Genomic DNA, 26,997 nt, shown 5'->3' on the forward strand with positions numbered 1-26,997 from the left:
CGATGCAGCTGATCAAGCGGATATGTATAGCAGGCATAATCATAGCTGCGAGCCTGACGACGGGGTACGTGCAAGGGGCCGCTGAAACTCCCGAGGTGCGCATAACCACCGGCGTCAAGGGGAATCAAACGGTTCGCGGGATCAGCCTTTCGCGAAGCGGCAACTTTGGGGTTCTGGCGACTTTGGAGCACTTCACCGTCATTCAAATGAAGACCGGGCTGACCGTTGCCGAGATTCCGGCGGACGGGAGCTGGGTTGTCGCTACGGCGATAGACCCGCATGAACGATTTATCGTTTCGGTCGGCTCAACCGGTGCAAAGCTGTGGAGTTTTCCAGACCTGGCTTTTCAGAAGAACCTTGTCGGCAGTGACTTCCAGGACGTCAAGGTGTCTTCGGATGGAGCATATGTTGCTGCCGGAGACTTTGCAGGCAATCTGTATGTCTGGTCCACAGCCGATTGGTCGTTGCACCGAAGCATTAAAACCAAAGGCCCGATTGGTGCTTTGGCCATCTCCGCAAACGGTTCCGTTGTGGTGACCGGTCAGGGGTACAAGGACCAGCGACCGAGAGCAGAGCCGGAGGGAACGACGGAAAACGAGATCGTTGCCTGGAATGTCAGGGACGGTACTCTCCTCTGGAGTGTGGCCGCACATCGAAACGACATAGCCGCGCTCGAGTTTGTAGATTCTGATCGGAAACTTCTGTCGGGGGCGTCCTCAAGCTCTGTCGGTGTCTCTCTTGGCTCAACGTTGCGGCAATGGGATGCTGGCACGGGCAAGCTGATCTCTGATTTCGCGAACTTCCGTCAGGAGGTGACCGACCTCACGGTCGTCGCAAGCGATACCAGGAGGATATATGGTGTTACGCGTGCCGACGCTCAAACGACGCGCATCGTATCAATTCCTCTGGATCGCGAAAGTGTCGACACTGTTTGCCCCGAAAAGTCGGTCGCGATAGACAGGCTTGCGGTCTCCTCTGATGGAGGGATTGCTCTGGGTATCGCTCGATGGGGAGCCAGCTTAGTTACCTGGGACGCCTTTCCGGATTGTCGCAAGGCAAAATCCGTCGGACTGCCGGAGATGACGCAGCAGCCGAGGCGGACCTACGTCGATTCGGAGAAGCTTCTTGTCTTGAGCTACAATGATCGGCTTCTCGGCCTCGATCTGAAAGCCAGCAAGATCAGATTTTCGGTTCCGTTTCCAAATCACGACCTTCGCGATGTTCAGCGAGGTCCGCAGGAGGGCCAGTTGTTGGTCTTGGCCGGGTCTACTCTCGCAATCCATAATTCGGTGTCTGGTGCCCAAGAGGAGAGATTTGGACTTAATCCGTCGCACAGGCAATACGGACGAATATTCCCTATAGACAAGACGAGGGTCGCGATTTCGCTGGAGGACAGCAGCGTACGTTTGCCGGGACACTCAGGCTCGGGCACCGGGCAACTGATCGTTTTCGACATGTCAAGGAGGGCCGAAACAGTCGTCAGTCCGGTGATCCACGACGACGACATTGTTGCTCTGGCAGCTCTGCCCGAGCGCAACTTGTTAATTACCGGATCATGGGATGGGTCCGTCAAAGGTATCGATATAAACACGCTGACCGTCGTGACGACGTACCGGTCCCAAAAAGGACGACAGATCACGAGCGTAGCGCGTTCTCCAACCAAGGAGGAATTTGTTGCAACGTGGATCTATACGCCAGACGGCAGCGGCACTGTTGGCAAATGGAATGTTGGTTCGGAGCGCCCACTATGGACGGCTGGAAAGTTTGAAGGGTTTTATACAGCGGAATACTCGCAGAATGGTTCGCAGATCCTTGTCGGTGGTAAAGAGTTGCTGTTGCTGTCGAGTGCTGATGGATCAACGCACGTACAATACCGCGGCATTCCTCCGGGTCAAAGCATCACATTGGCTTCTTTTGTCGACCCTGGCGCGCTGATCCTGACCGCGACACTCTCTGGCAATATGTTCGTTTGGCCTGCGGACGGAGGTGGGGCGGGTCCTTTGGCTGAGATACTTGTCACTCCAAGCCAGTGGTTCGTTTACTCAGAGAACAGGTTTGACATCAGTTCATTCGACACTCTGGGATCAGTTGGCTGGATTGTCTCGGACGCGCCCCTTCGGCCGCTGGCTCCCGAGATATTCATGAGAGACTACTACCAGCCGCGTCTGTTGTCCCAACTGCTGGCTTGCCGTGAAGCGGAGATGGCCAAATCCGGTTCATGTGCCGAGACGTTCAAGCAGTTGCCGTCTGTCGCAGTGTTGAATCGGGTCCAACCAAATGTTCAAATCACGAATGTCAGGCAAGGAGCGTCTCCGGAACTGGCCCTCGTGGATGTAGAGGTTTCCGGGGCGGAGGATCCGAGCCAGCGTAACGGGAAAACCCGCACAGACGTGTATGACGTTAGGTTATTCCGGCAGGGGCAGTTGGCCGGGCAGTGGCCCGCGTCAGCACAATCAGGTGCTGAAACGGACGACAAGTTGACCTGGCGGAGTAATAGAAAGGTACCAATTCCGGACGGACAACATAGTGCGGTCCACACTTTCGAGGTCAGACTGGCGATAGGTGACGCAGGCAAACCAGTCTCGTTCGCGGCTTACGCGTTCAACGAGGACCGGGTGAAGAGCGAGACGGCGCGTTACGACAAATTTGTAGTGCCGGCAGACAGCTCTGTTCGTCATCCGCGCGCTTTCGTCATTTCAATAGGAGTGAACACTTATCGGACAAAGAACCTCAGCTTTGCGGCAAAAGATGCGGTCGACTTGTCGACTGCGCTGGGCCAACTGAGAGGGTATGAGGTCGTTCCGATTACACTTGTTTCCGACGTTGCGCATGGTGTCGGCAGAGATGCAGTCCCGGCGACAAATTTCGCAACCAAAGAGAATATCCGGGCGGTGCTGGAGGTCCTGGCCGAGGGAGAACGCAAGCAAGGACGATTCCCAAAGGAGATTGGACCAATCGAAAAATTGCGCCAGGCAACGCCCGATGATCTGGTGATTATTTCTTTTTCCGGCCATGGTTACGCTGCCCCGAGTGGCCGCTTCTATCTGCTTCCGTCAGGGACTGACAGTCGGGAGATTAATGCCAACAGTCTCGCCAAAATGATCTCGAGCGAGGAGCTGAGCGGTTGGCTTCGAAAAGTGGATGCTGGCGACATTGTGCTGTTGGTCGACGCGTGCCATTCCGCAGCGAGTGTGGATACGCCTGGTTTCAAGCCGGGTCCCATGGGAGATCCCGGTCTCGGCCAACTCGCTTACGACAAGGGGCTTCGCATTCTGGCGGCCACTCAGGCCGATGATGTGGCCATTGAGAGTGAAAAAGTCGGGCAGGGGCTTCTGACATTTGCCCTCATTCAGGATGGACTGCGATCGAAAGACCTACGCGGAAAATGGAAAGCTGACCTTGACGGAGATGGAACGGTCACCCTTGGAGAATGGCTGAAGTATGGAGAACAGCGCGTGCCTTCGCTTTATGATGAAATCAGAACAGGAAAATTGCAGCTGCGAGACTCATACCCCGATCCGCTATTCAAGCAGAGGGTAGTTCGCCGTGCACAGACTCCCGCGCTGTTTGATTTTCATCGGCGCAGCGCGGAAGTTGCGGTTCAATAGAGCGGCAGCATCAGCGGGCGTAGTTTGAACTGCGATCGCTGATGTCAGTTTTCAAAACCATCCGGCGATTGTTACAGAAGCCGGTGTTTCCAAATCGGGGTTTCCCGGGCGTCAAACCCAGCAACAGCATGCATAGCAGTAGAACATCCCGACGCCCTGAGGGCCCACAGTGAATGAGTATTTCATGCCCGCCGGTACATACATCCAGTCACCCTGGGCCAGTACTTTCCCTTTGTAGCTTATCGAGCCGTTCATGATGACTCTCAGTTGCTGCCCTTCGTCGTGCGAATGCTCTCCGACCTCGGCGTTGGGCGCACCATACGAGAAATAGTTCAGACACCCGTCAGGAAAGAAAAGAGGCAGCTGCCACTTCACAAACCCCTTTGGTATGCCCTTGTCGCCGACAACCAGCTCCTTTTGAAGAGCCTTCATGTTGGAGTCCTGCGAAGTGATGATTGCCGCGAGGTCGACCTTGTGCTTCTTCATAAGCTCGAGCGTCCGCTTCTTACCTTCCGCGAACGATAAGTGCTTGGGATTGAAAGCCATTTATGCTACTCCTCTACAACCAATGAATGAAACAGAGAAATAATACATCTAAATTGCCGTCGCGCAATGGCTGTAAGCGGGAGCTGAAGCGGATGTGCCTCCCTGAGGAAATGTCTGCGTGCCGAAAGGCGATCTGTCGCTTGTTCCTTGCGTTCGCGATGTTCGCCGGAGGCTCAACTGCTACAGCCCAGCCTTTGCAGCCAGCTCAGCGATCAGGCGAAGGCTCCGGTGCGACTCCTACAGAGGCAGCGCTCTATGTCGAAAGTGGAATTCGTCACAGCGCCCGGTCCATCGCGTTTTCCAGAGATGGGCGCCTGGTCGCGGCCGGAAGCCTGGATCGCACGGTCAAGGTCTGGGACCTTAATTCGGGCCGCGAGATCGCGACTCTTGCAAACGGCAGTATGTCAACCTCTTTGGCATTCTTTCCATCAGAACCAATCATCGCGGCGTCGGGCGAAGATGGCTCCGTCCAGTTCTGGGATGTGCGGAGCGGGAAACAGGCCTTCCCGCCGATTGCGTGCTCGAGCCGGCCCTCTCCCACGGTCGGAGTCGATGCTGGGAGCTCGGAGTTTCTTTGCGCTGACTGGGCAACTGCTTCAGTCCGCCGTTGGGACCTGAGGACTTTCCAGGAACTGACACCATCATTCCACATCGACGCGATGTCGCAAACCTCCCGTCTTAGTGTCGACGGCTCGAAGCTGACAATCGATGGACCTCAGGGGAGAATCCAGATCATCGAGGTCCGTAGCGGGAGCATGGTTGGAACGCTTTCGGATGCTGGACCGCATCCACTGGAATCTATTGATTTCGCTCCTCGAAGTGGATTGATCGCTGGCGTCCGCGAGCCTGGGGGTCCGTTGGCTCTTTGGTCCTGGCGCGGCGCTGGTGAAGCACCATATGACCGCACGTTCGAAGCCCCGTCGTTGCATGGAGTCGCGTTCAGTGCAGACGAACAGCTAATTGGCGTTGCGGAAGAAGGAGGGGACATCGTCATTGTCGATCCTCACCGCGAGCAGCCCTTTAAACACCCCGTGCGAAGACTAGGCAGCTATGCCAACCGCGTTGAAGGTGCTGGAGTTGTGGCTGACTCAAGCATCCTGGCCGTGCACGTCTGGTACGATGGCCATATGGCTTTCGACCTGAAGCGCGGCGGGATCCTCGGTGAGGATGCCCCACGCATTGGGTACAACAACAACGCCGATTTCAGCGACACGGGCGCGCTGCAAGGGCGGCCTTTCAGGATCTCAAAGAGTGAGGACCGGATCACGTTACAGGGCAGCAACGGGCAGCCGATAGGTACGCTGGTCGTATTGGACAAGATCGGATCGTGGGTGGCCGTGGATCCGAAGGGCCGGTTCGACACAAATATGGATCTTAGCGATGTAAAGGGCGTCCATTGGGTTGCCGGTGGCAACCTTATGGAGCCTCTGCCCCTTGAAATCCTCATGCGCGACTACTACCAGCCGCGGCTCCTTCCTCGACTCCTGACCGGAGCATCGTTGTCCGATCTGCCGTCGCTGACGTCGCTGAACAGGGTTCTGCCCAACGTTGAGATTTCGTCCTCAGTTCTGGTCGGGGGCGATATGGCCACTGTTCGCGTCAAGATGGCGAAGGGCGGCGATCCAACGCAAAACAACAACAGGACACATACGGATGTATACGATTTGCGCCTGTTTCGTGACGGCGAGCTGGTAGGGCAGTGGCCGGAAGCCAGGGAAGGGAGCGACGAGAAAGGAGCCTGGCGGCTGAGAACGCACGTAGAGCCCGACGCGGGATCACAGACCAAGATGCACGATTTCCTTGTCAAGCTGCCGACCGGAGGAAAAGAGAGCGTCACCTTCACCGCTTACGCGTTTAATGAGGATCGGGTGAAGAGCGCGACGGCATCGCTCGTGTTTGCACTTCCGCATGATGTGGCTCCGCGGGAGCGAAGGGCCTACGTGATAGCGATTGGGGCCAACAGTTACGACGCTGAGGCACGCCAGTTGCGATTCGCGGTGCGGGACGCGAAGGCGATGCGCGAGAGTCTGTCCAAGCTGGACGGCTACAAAGTCGTTCCGGTGACGCTCACTTCGGAGGGACGGGATCCAACCCGCTGGTTTGCGACAAAGGCCAACATCCGGGCTGTTCTTTCCGGGTTGGCCGGGAAGCCAATACCCAAAGGCGCTCTGGTGGGCGTAGAGGGAGCCGACAGGCTTGCGCGAGTCACTCCAGATGATCTGGTGATCATCACCTTCTCAGGTCATGGCTATACGTCGAAGGATGGGGGGTTTTACTTGTTACCCGCCGATTCCGGGGAGGCGATTGACCCAGCCGTCAGACCAAACGTGCTATCCAGGTTCATCTCGAGCGAAGAGCTAAGCAGCTGGCTTCGGCCGATCGACGCCGGGCAGATGGCAATGATCATCGACGCCTGCCATTCGGCAGCGAGCGTTGATCAGCCGGGTTTCAAACCCGGGCCAATGGGGGATCGGGGGCTCGGTCAACTCGCTTACGACAAGGCCATGCGCATCCTCGCCGCCAGCCAGGCTGATGACGTTGCCCTGGAGAGTGAGAAACTGAATCAAGGGCTGCTTACCTACGCACTGGTGCATGACGGCCTGGCACTCGGGCCGGACGGAAGATACGTCGCCGACGCCAACCATGACGGCAAACTCACACTTGCCGAGTGGCTTCGTTACGGTGAACAGCACACTCCGGCCTTGTTCGAGGACATCAGGACAGGGCGGAAGGATGCCGTCTATGTGGGTCGCGACTCCGTCGTGGTGCCAGGCTTCGGAGTCAAAGTCGCAGTTCATGCACAAACGCCAAGTCTCTTTGACTTCGCCCGGCAGGACCTGGTGACCCTCCGATAAGGCGGCAAATTAAGCAGAACAAGCAAGAGCTCTCTGATGGCTCAGGGGTGTGATCCAAGCGCAAAACGAGAAGTACACTCCGTCCGGCCTAGGCATTTTTCGGTGTAACAGATTTGGCAAAGTGCTTGAAGCAAAACAATCAGAGTACTGTAGAGACGGAATTTACGTTGCAATTGATGAGTTGATCAAATCGCGACAGACGCCCATTTCAGGTAGGGACATTCATTATGAAGGAAGCGCGCGGTGGGTTTTCGTCGGTTTTACGCAGGATGGGTAGCGGATTGATCTCCCTGTCAAGAGATTGTCGCGCCGACGGCAAAATGAGTTATCGACAACTCATGCCGCCGCCTTTCAAAATTGTGCTTCTCGCACACCTAATTGGTGTGTTCGGCTTCTCGACGCCGGCATCGACGAAAGGCCTGAATTCGAATGATTTGGGGAGAGCAACTTACGAGGCGTGGACAAAAATCGTTCGCGACGAGGGAAAGCAAGAACTGCTTTCCCACCCGAGAAACAATGTTGTGGCAGCGTGCATTGACTGGGATCGCATCGACGTCGAACGCGGGAAGGCTAGTATCCCTGTTCTCCAATGGTGGTTGAGATCGGAGTATGACAACCCCATATCGGAGGAACGCGCGGAGGTTCTTCGTAGTTGCGAGTCATGGAAGACCTCTCAGAAAGAAAAAATTTCCAAGCGCGCGCCAATCGATCCGAGGCTATGCGATTGCACGGTTATTGCCGAAGGTCTGAACCCGCTGAGCATTTCTCTGGGGAAGGAGCCTCTGGTCGGCGATAATGCAGACATATCAAATCAAGATCCAGTATCGTCCGCCGAAGTTCGAGCGAACCTGGTATTGCAAAGTTCTCACGCGAAGGAAATCCGCGACGCCTATCTTCTTCATGCGTCCTCCGAGCATCCAGTGGTCATTACACGAAGTGAAGACAGCATCATCACGTGGGATCTTTCGGCTGCAAGGGAGCTGAAGAGAATTCCGACTCCGAGTCCTGTCGAGAAGATAGGCCTGTCAACAGCAGCCGATCAAATTGTGACCGTAAACCGCGCTGGCGAAGCCTCCCTTGTCGATCTGGCGACTGGATCAATTGTGAGGTCGTTTCCAAAGGGGGGCGACGCCATCGGCTACTCTCGCGACGGAAGGCTCGTTTTTGTCGGCGGCAAAGGTGTGGGTGAATCCAGGCTATACCACCCCTCGCGCAAAGAGGCGATTTGGAATCTCGATATTCTCGGACGAGTTACGAGCGCGATGTTTAGCGGACCTCATAACTTAATCACCGTTGAAGACCTGGAACAAATCACAGCGTTTGACACAACAACCCAGACTATCCTCTGGAAGCACTCATATCCTCGCGCAGCAAATATCGTCGCTTCACCTTACGATGAAAGGGTGCTCGTCTACGGAAATCAAGCCGGCTATTCATTTACACTAGATGGCAAACCTGCGCCGAATCCGGGAGATCCGGGTTATTCGGACGGCTTCTTAAAGATCATTGATAGCACTGGTGACGAAAGCTTCGGGCTCGCTCTTCCCACGAGAATAGATGGCGCCGCCTTTTTAGCAGATGGCAAACGAGTTCTCATTTTTTCCCCTCGGCCAGAGGTCTGGGACGTCGGTCTATCGAAAGTAGTTGGGCGGTTTGAGGGAAATTCTGTCTCCGGCACGATACCTTCGGCAAAAGTCCCCCAAGCGTGGACGCTATCAGAGGACGGTGGACGCTTGTATACGGCCGAGGAAGAAGGGGTCGTCTGCGAGTGGGATACTTCTAGCGGAAGCTTGCTGCGGGTAATGCGAAGTGTATCCGGAATACAGACAATACAGAAGCTCATTCTGTTCAACGCCGATCGAGACCTTTTTGCTCTGGCAAAAAAGGGGGGCGACGAAATCGTTGGTGAAGTATGGAGATCATCGAGCAGCGCCGCAACAATCTCAATTTCCCGCGATACAAGTCTGGCGCATCTAGATGGCATATCGATCGCGAATAGTGGACGTATCTTGGTCGGCGCAGACGGAAAGTTGGCGGAGTATAATTTGAGTCAGTCGCTGCAGTCGTTAGTTGTCGGATTCGATGGCTCGCTTCAAACAACTGGTTCTTCTGCACAAGTCGCGGTCGATGCGAGCGGGCAACCTTGGGATTTTACGGGTCTTCCGCGGATGATTCCCGTTTCACATCCGTCTCAACCGAGGCGATGTTCTTTGGCGCGAAGATCAAGGTCGTTAGCTTGTTTCTACGCGGACGGTTCCGTACTCTTGTGGACGATCGGTCCACATAGTGTGTCGCGCTCGCTGACCAATGGCGCGATATCTGATCAGGTAAAATCGCACAACTTTAGGTCATCGGACGATTTTTGGGAACGTGGCGAAATCGCAATTTCAGATGGAGGTGAGGTTGTAGCCGTTGGCATCGGAGGCAGGGTAGATGTCTGGAATCAGGACGGGAGCTTGATCCGAACTATTCAGTCGCTTGATCGCTCACATGCCGTCGTGCCCTTGGCAATCTCTCCTGATAGGTCGAAGATCTTGCTAGGAGGTCAGGGTGGCAGCGCGAGTGCCTATGAGATTGCCTCAGGTACATTGTTAGGGTCCTGTGATCTCCGGTTTGCAAGCAACATTTTTTCCTGGGACGGGGACGGCGTAAGATTTGGGAGATTTGTCGGTAAGGACCGGGTTTTTGCGCTAAGCGAAAACGAACAAGCCGCCGTGTGCGAGCTTGATGGCAGGCGCGCATTCTCGCCAACCCACGAGGTCAGCGAAGCGACCATGGCCGACAATTCCGGTACTCAAAATGGCGAGCCAGTGAGTGGTGTACTCACTCTCTATACTGGCAGGATCCTGAGCTTCGCCGATAGCAGTGATGGTAATGTGATTTATACCGGCGGCGCTGACGGAAAAATCAATGCGTGGGATAGCATCACCGGCAACAGAATTGCACAATACTCTCATAACAGCGCGGTAAGCGCGTTGGCAGTGTCCAGCGATGGCAGGTTGATCGTGAGTGCAGGAGCAGATGGATCGCTGCATCTTTGGGCGGGCGGTAAAGAGGGGCATGTAGACATTGGGTCTCTTGCTCTCTTTCACGAAGCGCGTTGGGCTGCTGTAACGGCAGATGGTCGCTTCGATACCAATGAAATTGCAAACATCAATAGCTTGGGGTGGGTTGTCTCTGACAGTCCGTGGTCATCGCTTCGTCCTGAGATATTCATGAGGGACTATTACGAACCGCGGCTTTTGCCGCGACTGCTGGCGTGTAACGAGGCGGAGAGAACGGGTTCTGCTGACGCGTGCACGAAGGCGTTTAAGCCAGTGCGATCGCTTGCGGAGCTGAATCGTATCCAGCCAAATGTGAGGATTTCCAGTGTCCAGCGTGGTGCGTCGACGGACGAGGTCCTGGTCCATGTGGAGGTGGAAGGCAACGAAGACCTGACGCAGAGGAACGGCAAGACGCGTACCGGAGTGTATGACTTTCGGCTCTTTCGGGACGGTGAACTTGTGGGACAGTGGCCGGAAGCTCAGGATGGCAGCGATGAGATCCAGACTTGGCGTCAGAGGACGCTTCTGGAGCCAGGAGCTGGGGCGAAGGTTGTATCTCACGGCTTCGCAGTCAAGCTGCCGACCAGAGCACATAAGGAAAGCATCCTCTTCACGGCCTATGCGTTCAATGAGGACCGGGTGAAGAGTGCAACGGCATCGCTTCAGTACGTGCTTCCGCGCGACCTCGCGCCGCGGGAGGCAAGGGCCTACGTGGTGACGGTTGGGGCCAACAGCTATGACGCCAAGGAACGCCAGCTGCGCTTCGCCGTGCGCGACGCCGAGGCCATGAGGGAGAGCCTGTCCAGGCTGGGCGGCTACAAGGTCGTGCCGATAAGCCTCACCTCGGACGGAGAGGATCGAACCAAGTGGGACGCGACAAAGGCCAACATCCGAGCGGTCCTTTCGAGGTTGGCCGGGCAGTCGACGCCTTCGGGATCGCTGGCAGGGGTGAAGGGTGTCGATCAGCTTGCACGGGCCACACCCGACGACGTAGTGATCGTTACCTTTTCTGGTCATGGCTACACGGCGAAGGACGGGGCGTTCTACCTGCTGCCCTCCGATTCGGGGAAAGATCTGGATCCGGCCACCAAACCTGAGGTGCTCACCCAATTCATCTCGGGCGAAGAGCTCAGCGAATGGCTTCGTCCGATAGATGCTGGCCAGATGGCAATGATCATTGACGCCTGCCATTCGGCAGCGAGCGTCGATCAACCCGGCTTCAAGCCCGGACCAATGGGAGACCGGGGTCTCGGCCAACTCGCCTACGACAAGGCGATGCGCATCCTGGCCGCAAGCCAGGCCGACGACGTGGCGCTGGAGAGCAATAAATTAAAGCAGGGCCTGCTGACCTACGCCTTAGTACACGACGGGCTGGCTTTAGGCCCCTACGGCAAGCGCGCAGCTGACGCCAACCACGACGGGAAAACTCACGATCGCTGAATGGCTCAGATATGGCGAGCAGCACACTCCGAGCCTGTTCGAGGATATCAGGGCCGGTCGCAAAGACGCTTCCTATGTCGGACGTGACTCAGTCGTAGAGCCGGGCTTCCGGCAGAAGGTCGCGGATCACGCTCAGACCCCAGCCCTCTTCGACTTCGCTCGTGAGGACCCAGTCGCCTTTCAACCCTAACTCACTCGTTTCTTAAGCGGGAGGGGCGATACTCGTCACGGCGATATCGACTGGATGATTCCGATAGTTGGTGAATTCACAGAAAAATTTCCGTGGCAATTTCCATATTGAAATCAAGAGCGTAGCTTTTTGACGGCCCTGTCGACGGAGGATCATCGGCCACACGAAGAAAATCGGAAGAATTTCAATACGCTAGTGCGATTTGAATAATCGAGTGGGAGTAGGGCGTTCGGCGGTTATCGGCTAGATTGGCGTAGACTAATTCGCTTGGATCCGTGTTGCATGATCAACTAACTCCGTCGAAGCGTATGTCCAACCCACGCTTGTCCGTCGGAGTAGTGCAGCGTACCAGAGCGTGCGAAAAGGCGAGAGGGGCTATTTGCCAGGTCCGGGTCCGAGCGCCCGCGCGCTAGTCCGGCCGGACCATTTCGAACATGGTCTCTGCTGTCATCTCGAAATAGTCGCCGCGTCGGCCGGCGCGCGCGATCGGGCGTGCGAGCTCCGTGAGGTAGACGCCGTCCCTGATGAAAGCCTTGTCGATATGGACGGCGACGACTTCGCCGAGCGTCAGCCAGGCCGCCGCGGGTTCACCCGTCGTGCCCTTGAGCTGGATGATGTCCGTCACCTTGCACTCGAACGACACCGGGCTTTCCGCCACGCGCGGCACGCCGACGAACCGGCTCGGCGCTCGCGTCAGTCCGGCAATCGCGAACTCATCGACTTCGCGACCGACATGGAGGGCGGTCGTGTTCATCTGCCGCGCCAGATCGATGGTCGTAAGCGCTCAGCCGGGACCCTATTGAGGCAGGCTTGACGTTTTGCGGAATCGCCACGGCATGAGGTCTTCGATTCTGCTATGGGGATGGCCGTCGATGATCGCCTCGAGTGTTTCGGCGATGTAGGCAGCCGGGTTGACGTCGTTGAGCTTGCAGGTGGCAACGATCGACGCCAGCAAGGCCCAATTTTCAGCCCCAATTTCATGGCCCGCGAAGAGCGCATTTTTTCTGGTCAGGCAGACTGGCCGGATGGCGTTCTCGACAGGGTTCGTGTCGAGCTCGAGGCGCCCGTCTTCGAGGAAGCGGGTCAGCCCTTGCCAGTGATTGAGCGCGTAGCGGATGTCCTCGGCGAGCGTCGAACCGCTGGAGATCATAGAAAGCTGTTTCTCAAACCACGGCTTTAAAGCAGCGATGAGGGGCGACGAATGCTCCTTGCGGGCGGCCAGCCGCGTGTCCGGCGATGCACCGCGTACCATGGCTTCAATGGCGTAAAGCTGCGCGATGTGCCGAACGGCGGCCTCGGCGATCGGCGATTTGCTGTTACGGGCCAATTTAACGAAGCGCCGGCGCAAATGGCTCCAGCAATGCACGAGCGTCCATGGCCCTTGCGGTCGAGCGACTTCGGTCAGCCGGTCATAACCGTCATAGGCATCGCATTGCAGGAAGCGTCCGCCAAAGCCGTCCAGGAACTGCTCCGCGAAGGCACCGCTGCGACCGGGGGCATATCGGAACAGCACGATCGGCGGACTTGGGCCGCTGTGGCCGCGGTCGTCGGAGACGATCGCCCAGAAGTAGCCCTTCTTCGTTTGGCCTCGCCCGGGATCGAGCACCGGCGCCGTGGTTTCGTCCATGAACAGACGATCCGCCATGGCCAGGCGGCGGCGCATGTGGTCCGCGATGGGCTGAAGATGGAAGCAGGCGCGGCCGGACCAGTTGCCCAGTGTTGCCCGATCAAGCCGGATCCCCTGGCGCGCATAGATCTCGGCCTGACGGTAAAACGGCGTATGGTCGCCAAACTTGGAGACGATCACGTGCGCAATGGCCGCTTCGGTCGGCAGCCCGCTGGGCACGACGTGCTCCGGTGCGTGCGCCTGCACGACAGGGCCCGAGCAGCGGCGACAGATGTATTTCGGGCGGCGCGTGACCAACACCCGCCATTGCGCCGGGATCACGTCGAGGCGTTTGCTGACGTCCTCGCCGATCTTCGTCATGGCGCCGCAACCGCACGGACAGAGCGTGCTCGCAGGCTCGATGATCCGTTCCACCCGCGGCAAATGGGCAGGCAAGCAGCCGCGATTGCGATGAGAACCTTGATCCGGCACGCTCCGCGATCGGCCCTTGATCACAGCCTCGGCTCTCTCCTGCGCGGCGTCCAGGATGCCTTGCGCGATCTCTACGTCTTCCAGCGGTAAGTGATACTGATCTGGCCGCAGCTTCTCGGACTTCGCGCCGAACTTCTCGCGTCGCAATTCGCCGAGGATGACCTCCAGCCGACGCCGCGCTTCCTCCGACGCCGCCAGCGCCCCCTGATGCTCGCTCAACGCCGCCTGCGTTTGCGCCAAAAGCGCTTTGAGTTGTTCATTTTCGTCGCGCAGCGCCGCGATGCTCATGCGCTATTTCGAGCACATCGCCGCCGCACGTGCCACATTCAAAATAGCTGCCGAGTCATTCTGCCGCAGCTATCCAGCCGCCTGGGGACGTCGCGCTTCTTCCGGGCGGACCAACCTCCAATCCAGCCCCTCGAACAGGGCTGCGAACATCGCCGGCGATATGCGCATCACGCCGTCTGCAATCGTTGGCCAAACGAACCTGCAACCTTCGAGACGCTTGTGCACTAACACCAGGCCCGTTCGATCCCAGACCAAAATCTTGATCCGGTCCGCTCGTTTCGATCGGAACACGAAGGCTGCGCCGCTGAACGGGTCGAGACGAAGCATCTCCTGCACCTTCGCCGCAAGCCCATCGTGGCCACAGCGGAAGTCGATCGGCCGCGTCGCGATGTAAATCTTCAGATCGGCACCGGCCGCGATCATCGTGACGCTCGCACTGCGCGGATCACCCGGGACAGCTGCTCGCCATCTATGGCTGTGTCCGTCCGCAGCACGACATCACCGATCGAGATCTCAAGCTTGATCGCCGGAACGTGACGCTCCTTCAACGCGCTTTCCACGACCAGCGGTGCGAATGTCGACTGCGATACCTCGCACGGCGCCAACATGCCTCGCTGTCGAAAGCGTCGTCGCCAATCGTAAATCTGCCAGCGCGTCGCTCCGTGCTTGCGCGCCACCTCGGACACCTGGGCGCCGGGTAGCAGACTCTCGGCGACGATCCGGGCTCTCTCAGCTTCCGAACGCACGCGGCGCCCCGATGGCCCTTCAAGAACCTCCAGCCGGCTCACCGCCCCCGCCGATGAGCCGTCCAAATGGACGTCCTTTTTGCTGTCCAATCCCATCCCAAACCTCCGTCCAAGCCGGAGGCTTCTTCGCACAGCTATCCCGATCCCGAAGCAAGGGTTCCGGCTAAGCGCTTACCGATGGTCGCGAGATTCCAGCAGAACTCGCGGGTGTCCTGGACGTTCGCAACCGTGTCCTTCCAGCCGGTCGAGGAGAAGCCGACCAGCGCCGGCGTGTAGCAAAAGGCGTTGAAGAAGCTGTACGGCGCGAGGTTGACGTTCCCCTTCGCATCGCGCGAGGAAATCCAGCCGATCGGCCGCGGCGCCACGATGGCATTGAAGGGATCGTGCTTCAGCCCGTGCCCCTTCGCCGGCTCGTAGAAGTGGATATCCTGCGACGTAGCGCGGGTTGGCGTCGGCTCCATGGTTCACATGTTCTGCCAGAATTGATCGTAACTGGGCTTGCGCCGCTCATCGAAGGATCGCAGTCCCTCGCGCCATTCGGCCGCCGGAACATCCTCGGGCGACGACAGCACGCGTGCCCAATCCGTCGCGCCGTGACGGGCGAGGTTGCGCTTTGCGGCAGCGATGGCGCCCGGTGGCGCCGACTGCACGATGCCGAGCGCGAGATCGATCGCGCTGGACAGGACGTCAGCCGTGGGGACCACGCGATTGGCCAATCCCCAGTCGACGGCCTCGGCTGCGCTCAGCCGGCGGCGGGTCAATATCAGCTCGGCCGCACGTCGCGTGCCCACCACATGGTGCAGGCGCGCCAGCGCGGTGTTGGGGATGACGCCATGCCCCAATTCCGGGAGAGCGACATAGCTCTCCGTTCCCATCACGACCAGATCGCAGGAGAGCGTCAGCTCAAATCCGCCGCCGAGAGCCCCGCCTCGGACCGCCGCGATGGTCGGGCGCGTATCCTCGGCCAGGGCCCGAAACAACAGAGCGGGATCCGTCGGATCGGACGTGCCGCTCATCCAACCGGTCTTCAAATCGTCGATGTTGGCGCCCGCGCAGAACACCGGACCATTCGCCGCGATCACGATGGCCCGTGCCTTCTCGGCGTGCGACCGCTCGATCAGCTCGAACAGCATCGATACCGAGGCCCTGGAGAGGGCATTACGGTGAGAACGGCGATGTCGCCGCTACGGCTGTAAAGCACCGGCATGGTCAGCCTCCCGCCGAACTGGAAGGCTTGCCGAGCAGGTGCCGCCGGATGTCGTCCGGAACGGCATATGGCTTGCCCGCCTGGAGCAGCACGCAGGACGCGGTGGCGGACGCGACGCACGTCCCGGCGCGGAAGACGCCTTGCAGGACCTCGAAGGACGAGCGGCCGATATAAGTGACCGTCGAGCCGATATTGATCTCGCCCGGATAGAAGATCTCGGCATGGAATTCGATGGTCAGCCGCCCGACCACGACGTTGAGCCCATCCATCAGGCGGCTGATCGTGGGATCCGCAAACAGATCCATGCGGCCGCCTTCGAGGAAGCTGGCGATCGCAGCATTGTTGACGTGTCGGAACTGATCCGTATCTGCGTTGCGCAGCTTCTCCAGACTCCAGAACCGGAAGTGCTCCGGCGTCAGCCGTGGTGTCGAAGGGGTGCGCGAAACCGGAGCCTCGTTCATTCGACGCTCCTTCACTCGCGTGGGCGGGAGTGCTCGGTGGCCTCGTGCTCGATCCGGTAATAGATCTCCTCGGCCATCGGCTGACGCATTTCCTCGATGATGTGCCCGACGAGCCCGACCGCGCGAGCCGCCACGGCGAGGCCGCGGCACATCTTCCAGGACAGCTTGAACTCCGAGGCAATCGCTGCCATCGCACCGGTGACGTTGAGGGGGAGCGGCCGGCCGTATTGCTTGCTCGCTTCCGCGCCGATGTTCTCCATCAGCTCGACGTAGCGACCGGCAAAGCCGGTTTCGTGCGCGACCTTGAACAGGGCCGGTGTGCGCGGATCGATCGGCTTGTGGAAGGGATGGCCGACGCCCGGAATGATCTCACGCCGGTTCTTGTGAGCGGTGACGATGTCGGTCGCCAGCTGCTTCAGGTCGACGGACGCCTGCGGGTCGGGCAAGGCCTCCTGGAGCATCTTCGCGGCATTGTCCAGCGAACCAACGAACACCGAGCCGAGTCCCAGCAGTCCCGCGGCGACCGAAGCCTGCACGGCCTCCGGCGCGCCGCAATAGGTCATGCGCGTGGCGAGCGACGAGGGCGTGATGCCATGCTCCACCAGGATCACCATCATGGCGTTGAACATGCGCGCCTCGTTCGCGCTTGGAAGGCGCGCGAAAATCTCGAGGAATGCCATCTGTCCGAAATCGACGACGCCGACGATCTCGGTGCAGAGGTCGAGCCCGTGGACCTTGATTTGCGTCGGGGTCGCCCAAGCGATGTCGGATTTGATCTCTTGCCGTTTCATGTCAACCTCGTCAAGTGATGGGAGCGGAGCTGAGGAACTGGGAGGCGTGCTCCCTCAGGGCCGCCTTGCGAATCTTGATCCCGTTCGGACCGTCGATGACCGGAAACGCCTCGATCTGGACGATGCGGCGCGGGACCTTGTAGTTGGCGATGCCTTCGCGGCAGTAGGCGAGCAGCTCGATCTCGGCGAGCTGGCGATCGGCGCGAACAAAGGCCACAGCAACGTCGCCTTCGCCCTCGAGGCGGACGCCAACAACCTGAGCAGCCGAGATGTCCGGATGCCGGCAGAGAAATGTCTCGATCTCGCTGGGGTCGACCAGATAGCCGCGCAGGCGCAGGCCGTCGCCGATGCGTGACAGGAAAACGAAAGCGTCCTGGTCCGCATAGGCGAAATCGCCGGTTCGATACCAGCCGTCGGAGGTAAACGACCGCGCCGTCGCGGCCTCGTTGTCCAGATATCCAAGCATCACATTGTAGCCCCGGATCTGCAATTCACCGGTCGCGCCGGGCGCCACTGGCGTTGCGCTGTCGAGCTCGACGATGCGAAACGCCATCTCGCCGGACAGCAGCCGACCGCCGGGCAATGATCTGGCCTCGATCGGTTCGGAGGGCGAGCGCGCCGCCATCAGGGCAAAACCTTCGGACGAGCCGTACACGCTCACTAGGCGCAGTCCCCATCGATCTTCGGCCGTCCTCATCACCCGATCGGTCAGGCCCGCGAAATCGGCAAAACCTCCGGCGCGCAGCGTCGAGAGTTTCGCCGCAGGCACGTTGAATACGGCATCGAGCAGCCCGTCGGAGCCAAACACATGAGTCGCCGCGTGCCGCTCGACCGCCGCTGCGGCTTCGCCGGCCTTGAAGACTGGCAAGAGAATGCAGGCCCCGCCGCCCGCCAGCGTCGCGATGGCCTGGACAAATCCCAGGACGCCGTAGAGGGGCAATGCACACAGCGTCTTGTCACCGGGATGGATGTCGAACGCCGAAGCGACGATGTTGCCGTGCGTACGGCAGCTGTGCTGGTCGTGAACGGCGAGCTTCGGCGCGCCGGTCGTTCCGGATGTGCTGAACGTGCACAACAGATCCTGTGGCCGGCCAACGGCTTCAACGTGACCATCGGCACCAGCGTGGAAACAGGTCGGGTCGGCGATCTCGATGACGTGCGCAAGCGTGGACACCTCGCTCTGGATGTCGCGCACGATCTGCGCGAAGGCCACATCGAGGAAGTTGGTTGCTGCCACGACGGCCTTGGCGCGGGACAGCGTGATGACATGAAGCGCTTCGGCGCGCCGGTATCGCGTGCTGATCGGAACGACCAAAATCCCCCGATGCGCGGCGGCAAACAGGAATTGCAGCCAGGTCGGGCCATCCGGGAGCCAGAGCGCGATCACGTCCCCGCGCGTCAACCCGAGGCTCTTCAGAAAAGCTGCGGCGCGGTTCGAGGCCTGGGCCAGATGCCTGCGCGTAGCGACATAATCGCCCATATAGATCGCCGGCGCGTCGGCATGGTTATCGAGCAGCCCGAAAAAGGGGCTTGGCGCTCCACTCATTGTGATCCCCTGAGTCAGTTGGAAAGAGCCTGGCGAGCGATTTGAATCCGCTGCATCTCGGATGTGCCTTCGCCCAGTCGGAACGCGCGGGCATCGCGATAGAAACGCTCGATGGGGAGCTCGCACATGTAGCCCATCCCGCCGAAGATCTGGAGGCAGCGATCGACCACGCGGCATCCCATCTCGCTGGCGTACAGCTTGGCTCTGGACACCGCGATCCGCGAGGTCGGATCTTCCTGGTCGCACAACGCGGCAGCGCGATAGATCAGCGCCCGCGTCGCTTCGATCTCGACATCGTTGTCGGCGATCATGAACTGAATGGCCTGGTGACTCGCAAGCTGCGAGCCGAAGGCGCGACGCTCCTTCGCGTAAGCGATGGACATGTCGTGGGCGCGTTGCGCCAGTCCCAGCGACCGGCATGCAGACAGGATTCTGTCGTGGTTGATCGAGGCCATCATGACCAGGAAACCGTCGCCGGGACGGCCGAGAACGTCGGCATCCGGAACGAAGCAGTTCTCGAGCGAGAAACCATTCAGATGATAGCCGTGCCACCCCATTTTCTTGTAGCGCGTCAGGCCGACGAGGCCCGAATTGGTGCGCTTGACGATGAACGTGGTCAGCCGCCCCTTAAGGGAGGCGGAGGCATCGGTAACGGCCAGCACGATCACGTAGTCGCAGGTCTCGACGTTCGAGATGAACTGCTTCGCTCCTTCGAGGCGCCAGCCGCCCTCGACCTTCATCGCCTTGGTCCGGATCGCGCCCAGATCCGAGCCGGCATCAGGTTCGGTGAGGGCGTAGGTCATGGTCACTCGGCCGGACACGAGATCGGGAAGAATGCGGCCGCGCTGCTCCTCGTTGAGATGGATCAGCGACAGCGGCAGAAACCCGACAACCTCGGACAGCGGAACGGACGTATGGGTGACTTCTTCCAGGATTCCGACCTGCGCCGCGACCGGAAGCCCGTAACCGCCGAGCTCGGGCGGAAGGTTGAAGCCGTAGATCCCGACCTCCGCGGCCTCGCTGCGCAGCTTAGCCAGGAGGTCGGGGGACACGTTGTCGTCGGTCTCGATCTGCTGTTCGAGCGGCTCCAAGCGGTTTCGGACGAACCCCCGCACCGTCTGGCGGAGCATCGTCATCTCATGTGAAGCAAGGTCGATCATGGAAATCTCCGAAAACGATTTCGTAAATAACCTAGACGTCGACGAGCTGCTGTGTCAAGTGTTGGTGGCAAGAGGCTTGAATGAAGCAGCGGATCAATATCGTTGAGCTCGCCCGTCATCTGGGGCTTGCCGTGTCGACGGTCTCGAAGGCCATCAATGACCGCGGCGATGTGAGTGATGAAACCAAGCGGCGCGTGCTGGAAGCGGCAGAAAAGTTTGGCTTTTCGCCGGATCCGGCGGGCCGGCGGCTGCGCACGCAAACGTCCGAGACGATCGGCTTCGTGCTGTCGCCACCGCAGACCCATTTCGCCCATCCATTTTTCCTCGATCTGCTTATGGGGATTGATCAGAATTTGAGCGAGACGCCGTTCCAGCTCATCATCGTCACCGGACGAACGCTGGAGACGGAGATCGACTGTTTCCGCCGCCTGGTCGAGCGGCAACGGGTCGACGGTGTGCTATTCGGCCGTACGCGCCGCGACGATCCCCGGATCCGCTATCTCCAGGAGCGTAACGTGCCATTTGTGGCACTGGGCCGGAGTGAGACCGGTAAGCCATTTCCCTTCGTGGATATCGACCGAACGGTCGCCGGGCGCAATGGAACGGCGCGTTTCGTAGGTTTCGGGCATCGCCGCATCGGGCTATTGAGCACGCCGGGGTACCTCATGATCAGCCATCTCTTGCAGGAAGGTTATCGCGCGGCCCTGAAGGCCGCGAAGCTGCCGTTCGATGCCGATCTCGTGGTCGAGACCAGCACCAGCGAGGAGGGTGGGCTGAACGGCGCCCGCCAACTACTGGCGATGAGCGATCCGCCGACGGCGATCATGTGCGGTCACGACCTGATTGCCACCGGCGCGATGCAGGCGATCACAGAGACGGGCAGGCGCCCGGGCGTCGATGTTCCTGTGATCGGGTGCGACAACCATCCGCTTGGACCCTATCTGAACCCGCCCTTGACCACGTTTTCCGCGCCGACGTTCGAGGCCGGGCGTCGCATGGTAGATCTGCTTCTGGCCCTCATGGACGGCCGTTCGCCCAGCGAATTGCAGGAAATCTGGTCGCCCGAGCTGATTCTTCGCTCATCCCACGGCAGCCAGTTGATCGCAGCCGGCGAAATCTGAAAGCCGACATCTCTCGCTTGACAAGCCGGGCTGCCGCGACCTAGGTTACGAAATCGTTTTCGTAAATCGGGAGTTTACGATGTTGTCTCGGCGGAAAGTCGCGGTTCTTGCGTTTTCGATGCTTCTTATGCTCGCCGGGCCGGCGTCCGCCGAGGATCTTCGCATCGGAGCCATCTTCCCCCTGAGCGGCGCAAACGCGGATTACGGCGATCTCTACATGGGGGCGACCGAGCTCGCGGTTTCCCACCTCAACGACGCGAAAGTCCTCGGCGGAAAGCTGTCGATCGCCTACGAGGACAGTCAGGCGCTCCCGCAGCAGGGCGTGATCGCCATGAACAAACTCGTGAACGTCGAGAAGGTCAGCTACGTGCTCTCGGCGTTCACCGGCGTGTCCAAGGCCATCTCGACGGCCGCGGCGCGCAGCCGAACGGTTGCCGTCAATGGTGGCGGGGTCGGGCCCGACCTTGCCGAGCTTGGTGAGTATTTCTGGAACGTCATCCCGTTGGCCAATTTCGAGGTGCGGGCGATGGCGCCCTACCTCGTCCAGAAGCGGGGATTGAAGCGGTTTGTCCTCGTCTATGTCGACGATCCGCTCGGCCAATCGATCAAGCGCGAGCTCGAATCCAGCCTGCCTTCGCTCGGCGCGACGCTCGCCGAGGCGCTTTCTGTGCCGCCAAATGCGCAGCAGTTCAGCGGGGTCGCGGCGCGAGTGCGCGATGCCAAGCCGGATGTCGTCTACATCGCCTCGTTCGGCGCGCAGCAATCGCAGATCATCAAGCAGCTGCGCGACAACGGCGTCACGCAGCAGCTCGCCAGCTATTCGGGGTTCGCGATTCCCGCCATCGCCAGCCTTCCCGAGGCCAAGGGGGCGCTGTTCACGACGCAGCGCATCGACTGGAATTCGGACGATCCGGTGTCCAAGCGCTTCACGCGGGAATACCAGGCCAAGACCAACAGGGCGCCGACGGCTTACGCCGCGAACTACTACAACGCCGTGTTCCTGTACGGGACCCTGGCGTCCGCCCTGCAGAAGGCCGGCCTGCCGATCACGGGCGAGAACCTCCTGGCCAAACGTCGTGAGATCGGAGTGTTCGATCTGGTCGGCGGGCGCGTCACCTTCGAGAAGGACGGCACGATCCGCTCCGCGATGCAGATCAACGAAGTGGATGGCGAGCCCGCCATCGTCGAGACCGTTGCGGCCCACTAGCTCTGACGCACGTGTGAGGACCCATGCTGCTTCTCCAGCTCATCATCAACGGAATCCAGGTCGGGGCGCTTTACGGCCTGACCGCGGTCGGCTTCTCGCTGATCTTCGGAGCCACGAAGATCTTCCACTTCGCTCACGGCGCGAGCTTCGCGATCAGCGCGTACATCTTCTACTATCTCTATGCGGTGCTCCTGGTCTGGTGGCCGATCGCGATCCTCGCCGCCTGCATCGTGGTCGTGGTGTTCGGAGTTGCTCTGGATCGTTACGTCTATGGCCCGATCCAGAGCACCGACGGATCGTTCTTCACGATCTTCGTCGGCTCCTTTGGCGTTGCGGTGGTCATCCAGAACCTGATCGGCACCGTCTTTGGACGCGGCTTCATTTCGGTGCCTTCGGTCTTGAGCAGGAGCGTCGAGCTCGTGCCCGGCCTCTACGTGGCGCCCACGGCGGGGATTGCCGTCGTTACCGCGGTAGCGTGCTTCGTCGCGCTCCAGCTGTTTCTCGGCAGGACCAACATCGGGATCGCGCTCCGCGCGCTCTCCGAAAGTCCCGCGCTGGTGCGGACCTTTGGCCTGAACCCGAAGGCCGTGTCGACATGCGCTTTCGCGCTCGGCTCGCTGCTCGTGGTCCCCGCCGCGGTGCTCACTAGCATGACGTCGGGGTTGAATGCGGCGATCGGCGGCCGCGTCATGCTGCTCAGCGTCGCCGCCACCATCGTCGGCGGCGTCGGCAGCCTGCGCGGCGCGGCATGCGCCGGACTGTTGCTGGGCATCGCTGAGAACCTCGCGCTGTGGCGGTTCGATCCGCAGTGGAGCGAGGCCGCTACGTTCCTCATTCTGTTCGCGTTCATCGTGCTGCGTCCGTCGGGCTTCTTCGGCCGTGCCGTGACTAGCTGAAGGATTTGCATCGTGATTGCTTATCTCGTGAACCTGGCCACGCTGGTCTGCATCAACGCCATTCTGGCGATCACCCTGAATTTCATCATGGGATACGCGGGGATCTTCTCGCTGGCCCATGCTGTATTCTTCGGTGTCGGCGCCTACGTCGCGGCATTCATTGCCTTGCAGTGGACGGATTCGCTGCTGCTTCAGCTCCCGGCCGCGATGCTCATCGCCGGCGTGATCTCCGCGGCACTGGCCCTGCCGGCCCTGAGGGTGCGCGGTGACTACTTCGTGGCGGCCTCGCTCGGCTTCCAGGTCCTCGCCGCAACGGTGTTCTCGGAATGGAAGTCGGTCACGGGCGGCATCGGCGGCCTCGTCGGCATCCCGCCGGCAAGCATCGCAGGATATTCCTTCAGCGATCCCGTCCAGTTCCTCGGCCTCGCCGGCGTGACACTGGCCCTGGTGGTCGTGCTGACCACGGCGATCGTTCGCTCGAGCTTCGGTCGCAGCCTCAAGACCATCCGCGACAGCGAGTCGGCCGCGCTGGCGTTCGGCAAGAACGTCGCGCTGATCAAGACGCTCTCGGTGTTCTACTCGACCGCAATCTGCGCCGTGGCAGGCGTTCTCTATGCTGACTATCTCAGCTTCATCAACGTCGAGAGTTTCACCATCGATGCCTCGACGCTCTTCATGGCGATGGTAATCGTCGGCGGCATCGGAACGGTATGGGGGCCGATCGTCGGCGCGGTTCTTCTCACGCTGCTGCCGGCCGCCTTGACCTATCTGCCGTTCCTGCCGCGCACCGAGATCGGGTCCGTGCAGCAGATGATCTATGGGTTGGCGATGGTTCTCCTGATGATCTTCAAGCCGGACGGCCTGATGGGCGCAAAGCAAGGGGAGGCGTGAGGTGCTGCAAGTGTCGAAATCGCCAGTGCCCCCGCCGACGCTTCTCGAGATCGCCAATCTCACCAAGAGCTTCGACGGCGTGAAAGCGGTCGAGGATGTCACGCTCAATCTGCGCGAAGGGATCATCACCACGCTGGTCGGCCCGAACGGGGCCGGCAAGACCACGCTCTTCAACTTGATCACCGGACATCTGCGGCCGACCTCGGGCGACATCCGCTGGCAGGGCGAATCGATCGTCGGCACCGCGCCCTGGAAGATCGCCCGCCTCGGGGTCGCCCGGACCTTCCAGGATCTGCGTCTGTTCGCGCACATGACCGTGTTCGAGAACGTCCTTACGGTGATGGAGAAGAGCGCCTGGTTCTGGCAGTCCGACACGGGAAGCGGCGCGGATCGGCACCTGCGCGTGCATGAGATCCTCGATGCCACCGGGCTGCTGCACAAGGCCGGCGTGCGCGCGAACGATCTGGCCTATGCGGAGCGCAAGTTCCTCAGCATGGCGCGGATCATGGCCACCAAGGCCAAGATGTGGCTTCTCGACGAGCCGGCGTCGGGGCTCGATCCCAGGTCTTACGAGCGCTTTGTGGCACTGCTGCGCGGCGAAGTCCGCCGCGGCATCACGATCTGTATCATCGAGCACAACCTCGAGATCGTCGTGAGCATCTCTGACCGGATCAGCTTCCTCGATCAGGGGAGACTCCTCGCCGACGGCGAGCCCGAGGAAATCCTCGGAAACCCGGAGCTGTCATCCATCTATTTCGGCGAGCGCAACTCATGACCGATGCTCTCATCAGCGTTGACAATCTCCGCGTCGGCTACGGCGGCCGCGTCGTGCTCGACAATGTCAGCCTTCAGATCCGCAAAAACGAGGTGCTTTGCCTCGTCGGCCACAACGGCGCCGGAAAATCGACCCTGCTGAATGCGCTGTTCGGCGTGGTCTCCCGCCAGGGCGGCGAGATCTCGGTTGATGGCCAACGCCTGCACCAGCCGGAGCCGAAGAAGATGGCCGCGCTGGGGATTGGCCTCGTCCCCGAGGGCCGCGGCATCTTTCCGGGCCTGACGGTCGACGAGATCTTCCGCCTCGCGATGTGGGCAACCGACGTGCCGCAGAGGGAGCAGCCCGAGCGCATCGAGTGGGTGATGTCGATCCTGCCTCGCATCAAGACGTTCTACGCGCGCCGCGCGGGTACGTTGTCGGGCGGACAGCAGCAGATGGTCAGCATCGCACGCGCGCTGCTGAGCCGTCCTCGCTGCCTCCTGATGGATGAGCCGTCGATGGGTTTGGCGCCGAAGTTGTTTCAGGACCTGCTCCAGCCGATCCGGCAGCTTCAGCAGCAGCTTGGGCTCTCGATCCTGCTTGTGGAGCAGAACGTGAAGGAAGCTTTCAAGATATCCGATCGTGTCCTGGTGATGCGATCGGGCGCGATTATTCATGAGACCTGTCCTGACGCATTGGCGGACAACAAGGTTCTCATGCAGTTCTACTAAGCTAAGCGCAGACATCGAAGGCAGTACCATGCAGCAGAGTATCGTATTCGCAAACACTAACCGATTGCGTCCGCCCGCCGGCCATTATTCACACACCTGTACCGCCGCGGGCCTCGTGTTCGTGTCCGGCCAGCTTCCGGTCGACGTGAACGGCAAGGCCTTGAGCGATCAACCGTTCGCGCGGCAAGCCGAACAAGTGCTCGCCAATGTCGATGCCTGCCTGGAAGTCGCGGGTACCGACCGAAGCCGACTGCTCCAGGTACGCATCTTTGTGACTGACATGAACTTCTGGCCTGCCTTCAACGAGATTTATGCCGATTGGATCGGCGACGTCCGGCCAGCGCGCGTGGTCGCTGGCGTGGCGTCCCTGCACTTCGGATTGCTGCTGGAAATCGAAGCCATCGCGCTTGCTCCGGCTTGAACGGGCCGGCGCTCACCAGAAACATCCCACAACATGGAGGAAGCGTGATGCCCACGAGGCGCTCGACCATTCTCGGCCTGCTTGGCATGGCCACGACACTCCCCGCATCGCCGGCCATCGCGCAAGGCGGCATGGCGCCCATCAAGATCCGGGTCGCTTCTGTGATCTCGTCGGCCTGGCTTCCACTCTGGGTCGCGAAGGACAAGAGCCTCTTTCTGGATAAGGGCCTCGACGTCGAGATCATGACCGTCCAGAATCTCTCAACCACGATCGGCGCGCTTGGGCGTCAATTGGACATTTCGGGTGCGACGGCGATCGATATCGTCAAGGCGGCCGCCGGCGGCCTCGATGTCGTGGGCGTGTGTGGCAATACGCTCGAGACGGCCGCGAACCGGCAGATGCGCCTGATCGCCGGCAACCAATCCGGCATTACCTCGATCGACCAGTTGGCCGGCAAGACTGTCGGCACGCCGTCGATCAACGGCGTCGTCCACATCGCAACCCTGCTTGCGCTCAAGCGGGGCGGGGTGGACCCGAAAAGCGTGCGCTTCATCGAGATGATGTTCCCCAACATGGTGGACCAGCTCAAGGCGCAGCGCGTCGACGCGGTCGAGGAGGTCGAGCCCTTTGTCAGCGCACTCAACAAGGCGGGCCAGGTCGACCTCGGCGATCCGATGCTCCAGGTTGGCGATCCCGTTACGCTGACCTGCTGGATGGCGAATGGCACCTGGGCGCGCGCCAATCCCGAGGCAATCGCGCGCTTCGTATCCGCCCTCGAAGAGGCGAGAGCCCATATCGCGGGTTACGAGGTCGATGCACGCGGGATCCTGGCCAAATGGACCCGTCTGCCGAATGACGTGATCGAAAGCATCGTGCTGCCGACGTACAGCACAGCTCTGACCGCGAGGCATATCTCGGCGTGGATCGAGGCGATGCGGGAGACCGGGCAACTCTCCGCAGAATTGAACCCATCCAGCCTCGTGCTGAAGTGACCCC

At 60.1% G+C, this 26,997-nt stretch carries 19 protein-coding genes and 3 pseudogenes; 11 read left to right on the plus strand and 11 right to left on the minus strand.

Going from position 1 to position 26,997, the window contains the following annotated elements:
• Positions 1-2 precede the first annotated feature (2 nt).
• A complete protein-coding gene (locus tag V1280_RS02405) occupies positions 3-3,608 on the plus strand; it encodes a caspase family protein (RefSeq protein WP_334518639.1) in 3,606 nt (1,201 codons plus the stop codon).
• Positions 3,609-3,719: 111 nt separating this feature from the next.
• On the opposite strand, the gene V1280_RS02410 is transcribed toward V1280_RS02405, so the two are convergent.
• On the minus strand, positions 3,720-4,154 hold the full coding sequence (locus tag V1280_RS02410) for a cupin domain-containing protein (RefSeq protein WP_334518641.1): 435 nt from the start codon (positions 4,152-4,154) through the stop codon (positions 3,720-3,722).
• Positions 4,155-4,180: 26 nt separating this feature from the next.
• Between V1280_RS02410 and V1280_RS02415 the strand changes: the two genes are divergently transcribed.
• Together V1280_RS02415 and V1280_RS02420 are read left to right on the plus strand one after the other, a co-directional pair.
• Positions 4,181-7,009 carry a caspase family protein gene (locus V1280_RS02415; protein ID WP_334518643.1) on the plus strand — a complete coding sequence of 943 codons (2,829 nt, stop codon included), beginning with the start codon at positions 4,181-4,183 and terminating at the stop codon, positions 7,007-7,009.
• A 227-nt stretch (positions 7,010-7,236) separates the two neighbouring features.
• Entirely contained in the window at positions 7,237-11,493 is a 4,257-nt protein-coding gene (locus tag V1280_RS02420) for a caspase family protein (RefSeq protein WP_334518645.1), read from the plus strand.
• 599 nt (positions 11,494-12,092) lie between these two features.
• Here V1280_RS02420 and V1280_RS02425 read toward each other — a convergent pair.
• The 10 genes and pseudogenes from V1280_RS02425 to V1280_RS02470 all read right to left on the minus strand — a co-directional run.
• Positions 12,093-12,464, minus strand: a pseudogene (locus tag V1280_RS02425) (flavin reductase family protein); the annotation flags it as partial.
• 15 nt (positions 12,465-12,479) lie between these two features.
• Positions 12,480-14,069 (minus strand): IS66 family transposase, encoded by a 1,590-nt coding sequence (tnpC, locus tag V1280_RS02430; protein ID WP_334518647.1) that lies wholly within the window; start codon positions 14,067-14,069, stop codon positions 12,480-12,482.
• A gap of 69 nt (positions 14,070-14,138) precedes the next feature.
• Positions 14,139-14,492, minus strand: coding sequence for an IS66 family insertion sequence element accessory protein TnpB (gene tnpB / locus V1280_RS02435; RefSeq protein WP_027545641.1), 354 nt, complete (start codon positions 14,490-14,492; stop codon positions 14,139-14,141).
• Positions 14,489-14,911: an IS66-like element accessory protein TnpA gene (gene tnpA, locus V1280_RS02440; RefSeq protein WP_334518652.1), complete on the minus strand. Its 423-nt coding sequence runs from the start codon at positions 14,909-14,911 to the stop codon at positions 14,489-14,491. Before tnpA ends, tnpB begins: the two co-directional genes overlap by 4 nt.
• Positions 14,912-14,991: 80 nt before the next feature.
• Positions 14,992-15,276: pseudogene (locus tag V1280_RS02445) on the minus strand (flavin reductase family protein); the annotation flags it as partial.
• Between the two features lie 3 nt (positions 15,277-15,279).
• Positions 15,280-15,981, minus strand: a pseudogene (locus V1280_RS02450) (enoyl-CoA hydratase/isomerase family protein); the annotation flags it as partial.
• A gap of 43 nt (positions 15,982-16,024) precedes the next feature.
• Positions 16,025-16,483, minus strand: coding sequence for an acyl-CoA thioesterase (locus tag V1280_RS02455; protein WP_334518654.1), 459 nt, complete (start codon positions 16,481-16,483; stop codon positions 16,025-16,027).
• Between the two features lie 11 nt (positions 16,484-16,494).
• Entirely contained in the window at positions 16,495-17,274 is a 780-nt protein-coding gene (locus tag V1280_RS02460) for a citryl-CoA lyase (protein WP_334518656.1), read from the minus strand.
• Positions 17,275-17,284: 10 nt separating this feature from the next.
• Positions 17,285-18,820 (minus strand): AMP-binding protein, encoded by a 1,536-nt coding sequence (locus V1280_RS02465; RefSeq protein WP_334518658.1) that lies wholly within the window; start codon positions 18,818-18,820, stop codon positions 17,285-17,287.
• A gap of 14 nt (positions 18,821-18,834) precedes the next feature.
• Positions 18,835-19,980 (minus strand): acyl-CoA dehydrogenase family protein, encoded by a 1,146-nt coding sequence (locus V1280_RS02470; protein WP_334518660.1) that lies wholly within the window; start codon positions 19,978-19,980, stop codon positions 18,835-18,837.
• 80 nt (positions 19,981-20,060) lie between these two features.
• Between V1280_RS02470 and V1280_RS02475 the strand changes: the two genes are divergently transcribed.
• The 8 genes from V1280_RS02475 to V1280_RS02510 all read left to right on the plus strand — a co-directional run bounded on the left by V1280_RS02475 (position 20,061) and on the right by V1280_RS02510 (position 26,993).
• Positions 20,061-21,101, plus strand: a complete 1,041-nt coding sequence (locus V1280_RS02475) for a LacI family DNA-binding transcriptional regulator (RefSeq protein ID WP_334518662.1) — start codon at positions 20,061-20,063, stop codon at positions 21,099-21,101.
• Positions 21,102-21,180: 79 nt separating this feature from the next.
• A complete protein-coding gene (locus tag V1280_RS02480; RefSeq protein ID WP_334518663.1) occupies positions 21,181-22,308 on the plus strand; it encodes an ABC transporter substrate-binding protein in 1,128 nt (375 codons plus the stop codon).
• 23 nt (positions 22,309-22,331) lie between these two features.
• Positions 22,332-23,204 (plus strand): branched-chain amino acid ABC transporter permease, encoded by an 873-nt coding sequence (locus V1280_RS02485; RefSeq protein WP_334518664.1) that lies wholly within the window; start codon positions 22,332-22,334, stop codon positions 23,202-23,204.
• A 12-nt stretch (positions 23,205-23,216) separates the two neighbouring features.
• A complete protein-coding gene (locus V1280_RS02490; protein ID WP_334518666.1) occupies positions 23,217-24,095 on the plus strand; it encodes a branched-chain amino acid ABC transporter permease in 879 nt (292 codons plus the stop codon).
• 1 nt (position 24,096) lies between these two features.
• Positions 24,097-24,870: an ABC transporter ATP-binding protein gene (locus V1280_RS02495; protein WP_334518668.1), complete on the plus strand. Its 774-nt coding sequence runs from the start codon at positions 24,097-24,099 to the stop codon at positions 24,868-24,870.
• The gene (locus V1280_RS02500) at positions 24,867-25,580 is read left to right on the plus strand and encodes an ABC transporter ATP-binding protein (RefSeq protein ID WP_334518670.1); all 714 of its coding nucleotides are present in this window, start codon (positions 24,867-24,869) and stop codon (positions 25,578-25,580) included. Before V1280_RS02495 ends, V1280_RS02500 begins: the two co-directional genes overlap by 4 nt.
• Before the next feature lie 28 nt (positions 25,581-25,608).
• Positions 25,609-26,001 (plus strand): RidA family protein, encoded by a 393-nt coding sequence (locus tag V1280_RS02505; RefSeq protein WP_334518671.1) that lies wholly within the window; start codon positions 25,609-25,611, stop codon positions 25,999-26,001.
• 47 nt (positions 26,002-26,048) lie between these two features.
• Entirely contained in the window at positions 26,049-26,993 is a 945-nt protein-coding gene (locus tag V1280_RS02510; RefSeq protein WP_334518672.1) for an ABC transporter substrate-binding protein, read from the plus strand.
• Positions 26,994-26,997: the final 4 nt, after the last annotated feature.

Origin of the sequence: Bradyrhizobium sp. AZCC 2230 (assembly GCF_036924495.1) — a bacterium.
In the GTDB taxonomy this organism is placed as follows: domain Bacteria; phylum Pseudomonadota; class Alphaproteobacteria; order Rhizobiales; family Xanthobacteraceae; genus Bradyrhizobium; species Bradyrhizobium rifense.

What these genes read in the sequence shown, in the direction of transcription:
- V1280_RS02480 (WP_334518663.1), top strand. Translation starts at nt 21,181, where the DNA reads ATGTTGTCTCGGCGGAAAGTCGCGGTTCTTGCGTTTTCGATGCTTCTT.
- tnpB (WP_027545641.1), bottom strand. Translation starts at nt 14,492, where the DNA reads ATGATCGCGGCCGGTGCCGATCTGAAGATTTACATCGCGACGCGGCCG.
- V1280_RS02410 (WP_334518641.1), bottom strand. Translation starts at nt 4,154, where the DNA reads ATGGCTTTCAATCCCAAGCACTTATCGTTCGCGGAAGGTAAGAAGCGG.
- V1280_RS02465 (WP_334518658.1), bottom strand. Translation starts at nt 18,820, where the DNA reads ATGAGTGGAGCGCCAAGCCCCTTTTTCGGGCTGCTCGATAACCATGCC.
- V1280_RS02485 (WP_334518664.1), top strand. Translation starts at nt 22,332, where the DNA reads ATGCTGCTTCTCCAGCTCATCATCAACGGAATCCAGGTCGGGGCGCTT.
- V1280_RS02470 (WP_334518660.1), bottom strand. Translation starts at nt 19,980, where the DNA reads ATGATCGACCTTGCTTCACATGAGATGACGATGCTCCGCCAGACGGTG.
- tnpA (WP_334518652.1), bottom strand. Translation starts at nt 14,911, where the DNA reads ATGGGATTGGACAGCAAAAAGGACGTCCATTTGGACGGCTCATCGGCG.
- V1280_RS02510 (WP_334518672.1), top strand. Translation starts at nt 26,049, where the DNA reads ATGCCCACGAGGCGCTCGACCATTCTCGGCCTGCTTGGCATGGCCACG.
- V1280_RS02420 (WP_334518645.1), top strand. Translation starts at nt 7,237, where the DNA reads ATGAAGGAAGCGCGCGGTGGGTTTTCGTCGGTTTTACGCAGGATGGGT.
- V1280_RS02460 (WP_334518656.1), bottom strand. Translation starts at nt 17,274, where the DNA reads ATGAAACGGCAAGAGATCAAATCCGACATCGCTTGGGCGACCCCGACG.
- V1280_RS02455 (WP_334518654.1), bottom strand. Translation starts at nt 16,483, where the DNA reads ATGAACGAGGCTCCGGTTTCGCGCACCCCTTCGACACCACGGCTGACG.
- V1280_RS02415 (WP_334518643.1), top strand. Translation starts at nt 4,181, where the DNA reads ATGAAACAGAGAAATAATACATCTAAATTGCCGTCGCGCAATGGCTGT.
- V1280_RS02475 (WP_334518662.1), top strand. Translation starts at nt 20,061, where the DNA reads ATGAAGCAGCGGATCAATATCGTTGAGCTCGCCCGTCATCTGGGGCTT.
- tnpC (WP_334518647.1), bottom strand. Translation starts at nt 14,069, where the DNA reads ATGAGCATCGCGGCGCTGCGCGACGAAAATGAACAACTCAAAGCGCTT.
- V1280_RS02405 (WP_334518639.1), top strand. Translation starts at nt 3, where the DNA reads ATGCAGCTGATCAAGCGGATATGTATAGCAGGCATAATCATAGCTGCG.
- V1280_RS02500 (WP_334518670.1), top strand. Translation starts at nt 24,867, where the DNA reads ATGACCGATGCTCTCATCAGCGTTGACAATCTCCGCGTCGGCTACGGC.
- V1280_RS02505 (WP_334518671.1), top strand. Translation starts at nt 25,609, where the DNA reads ATGCAGCAGAGTATCGTATTCGCAAACACTAACCGATTGCGTCCGCCC.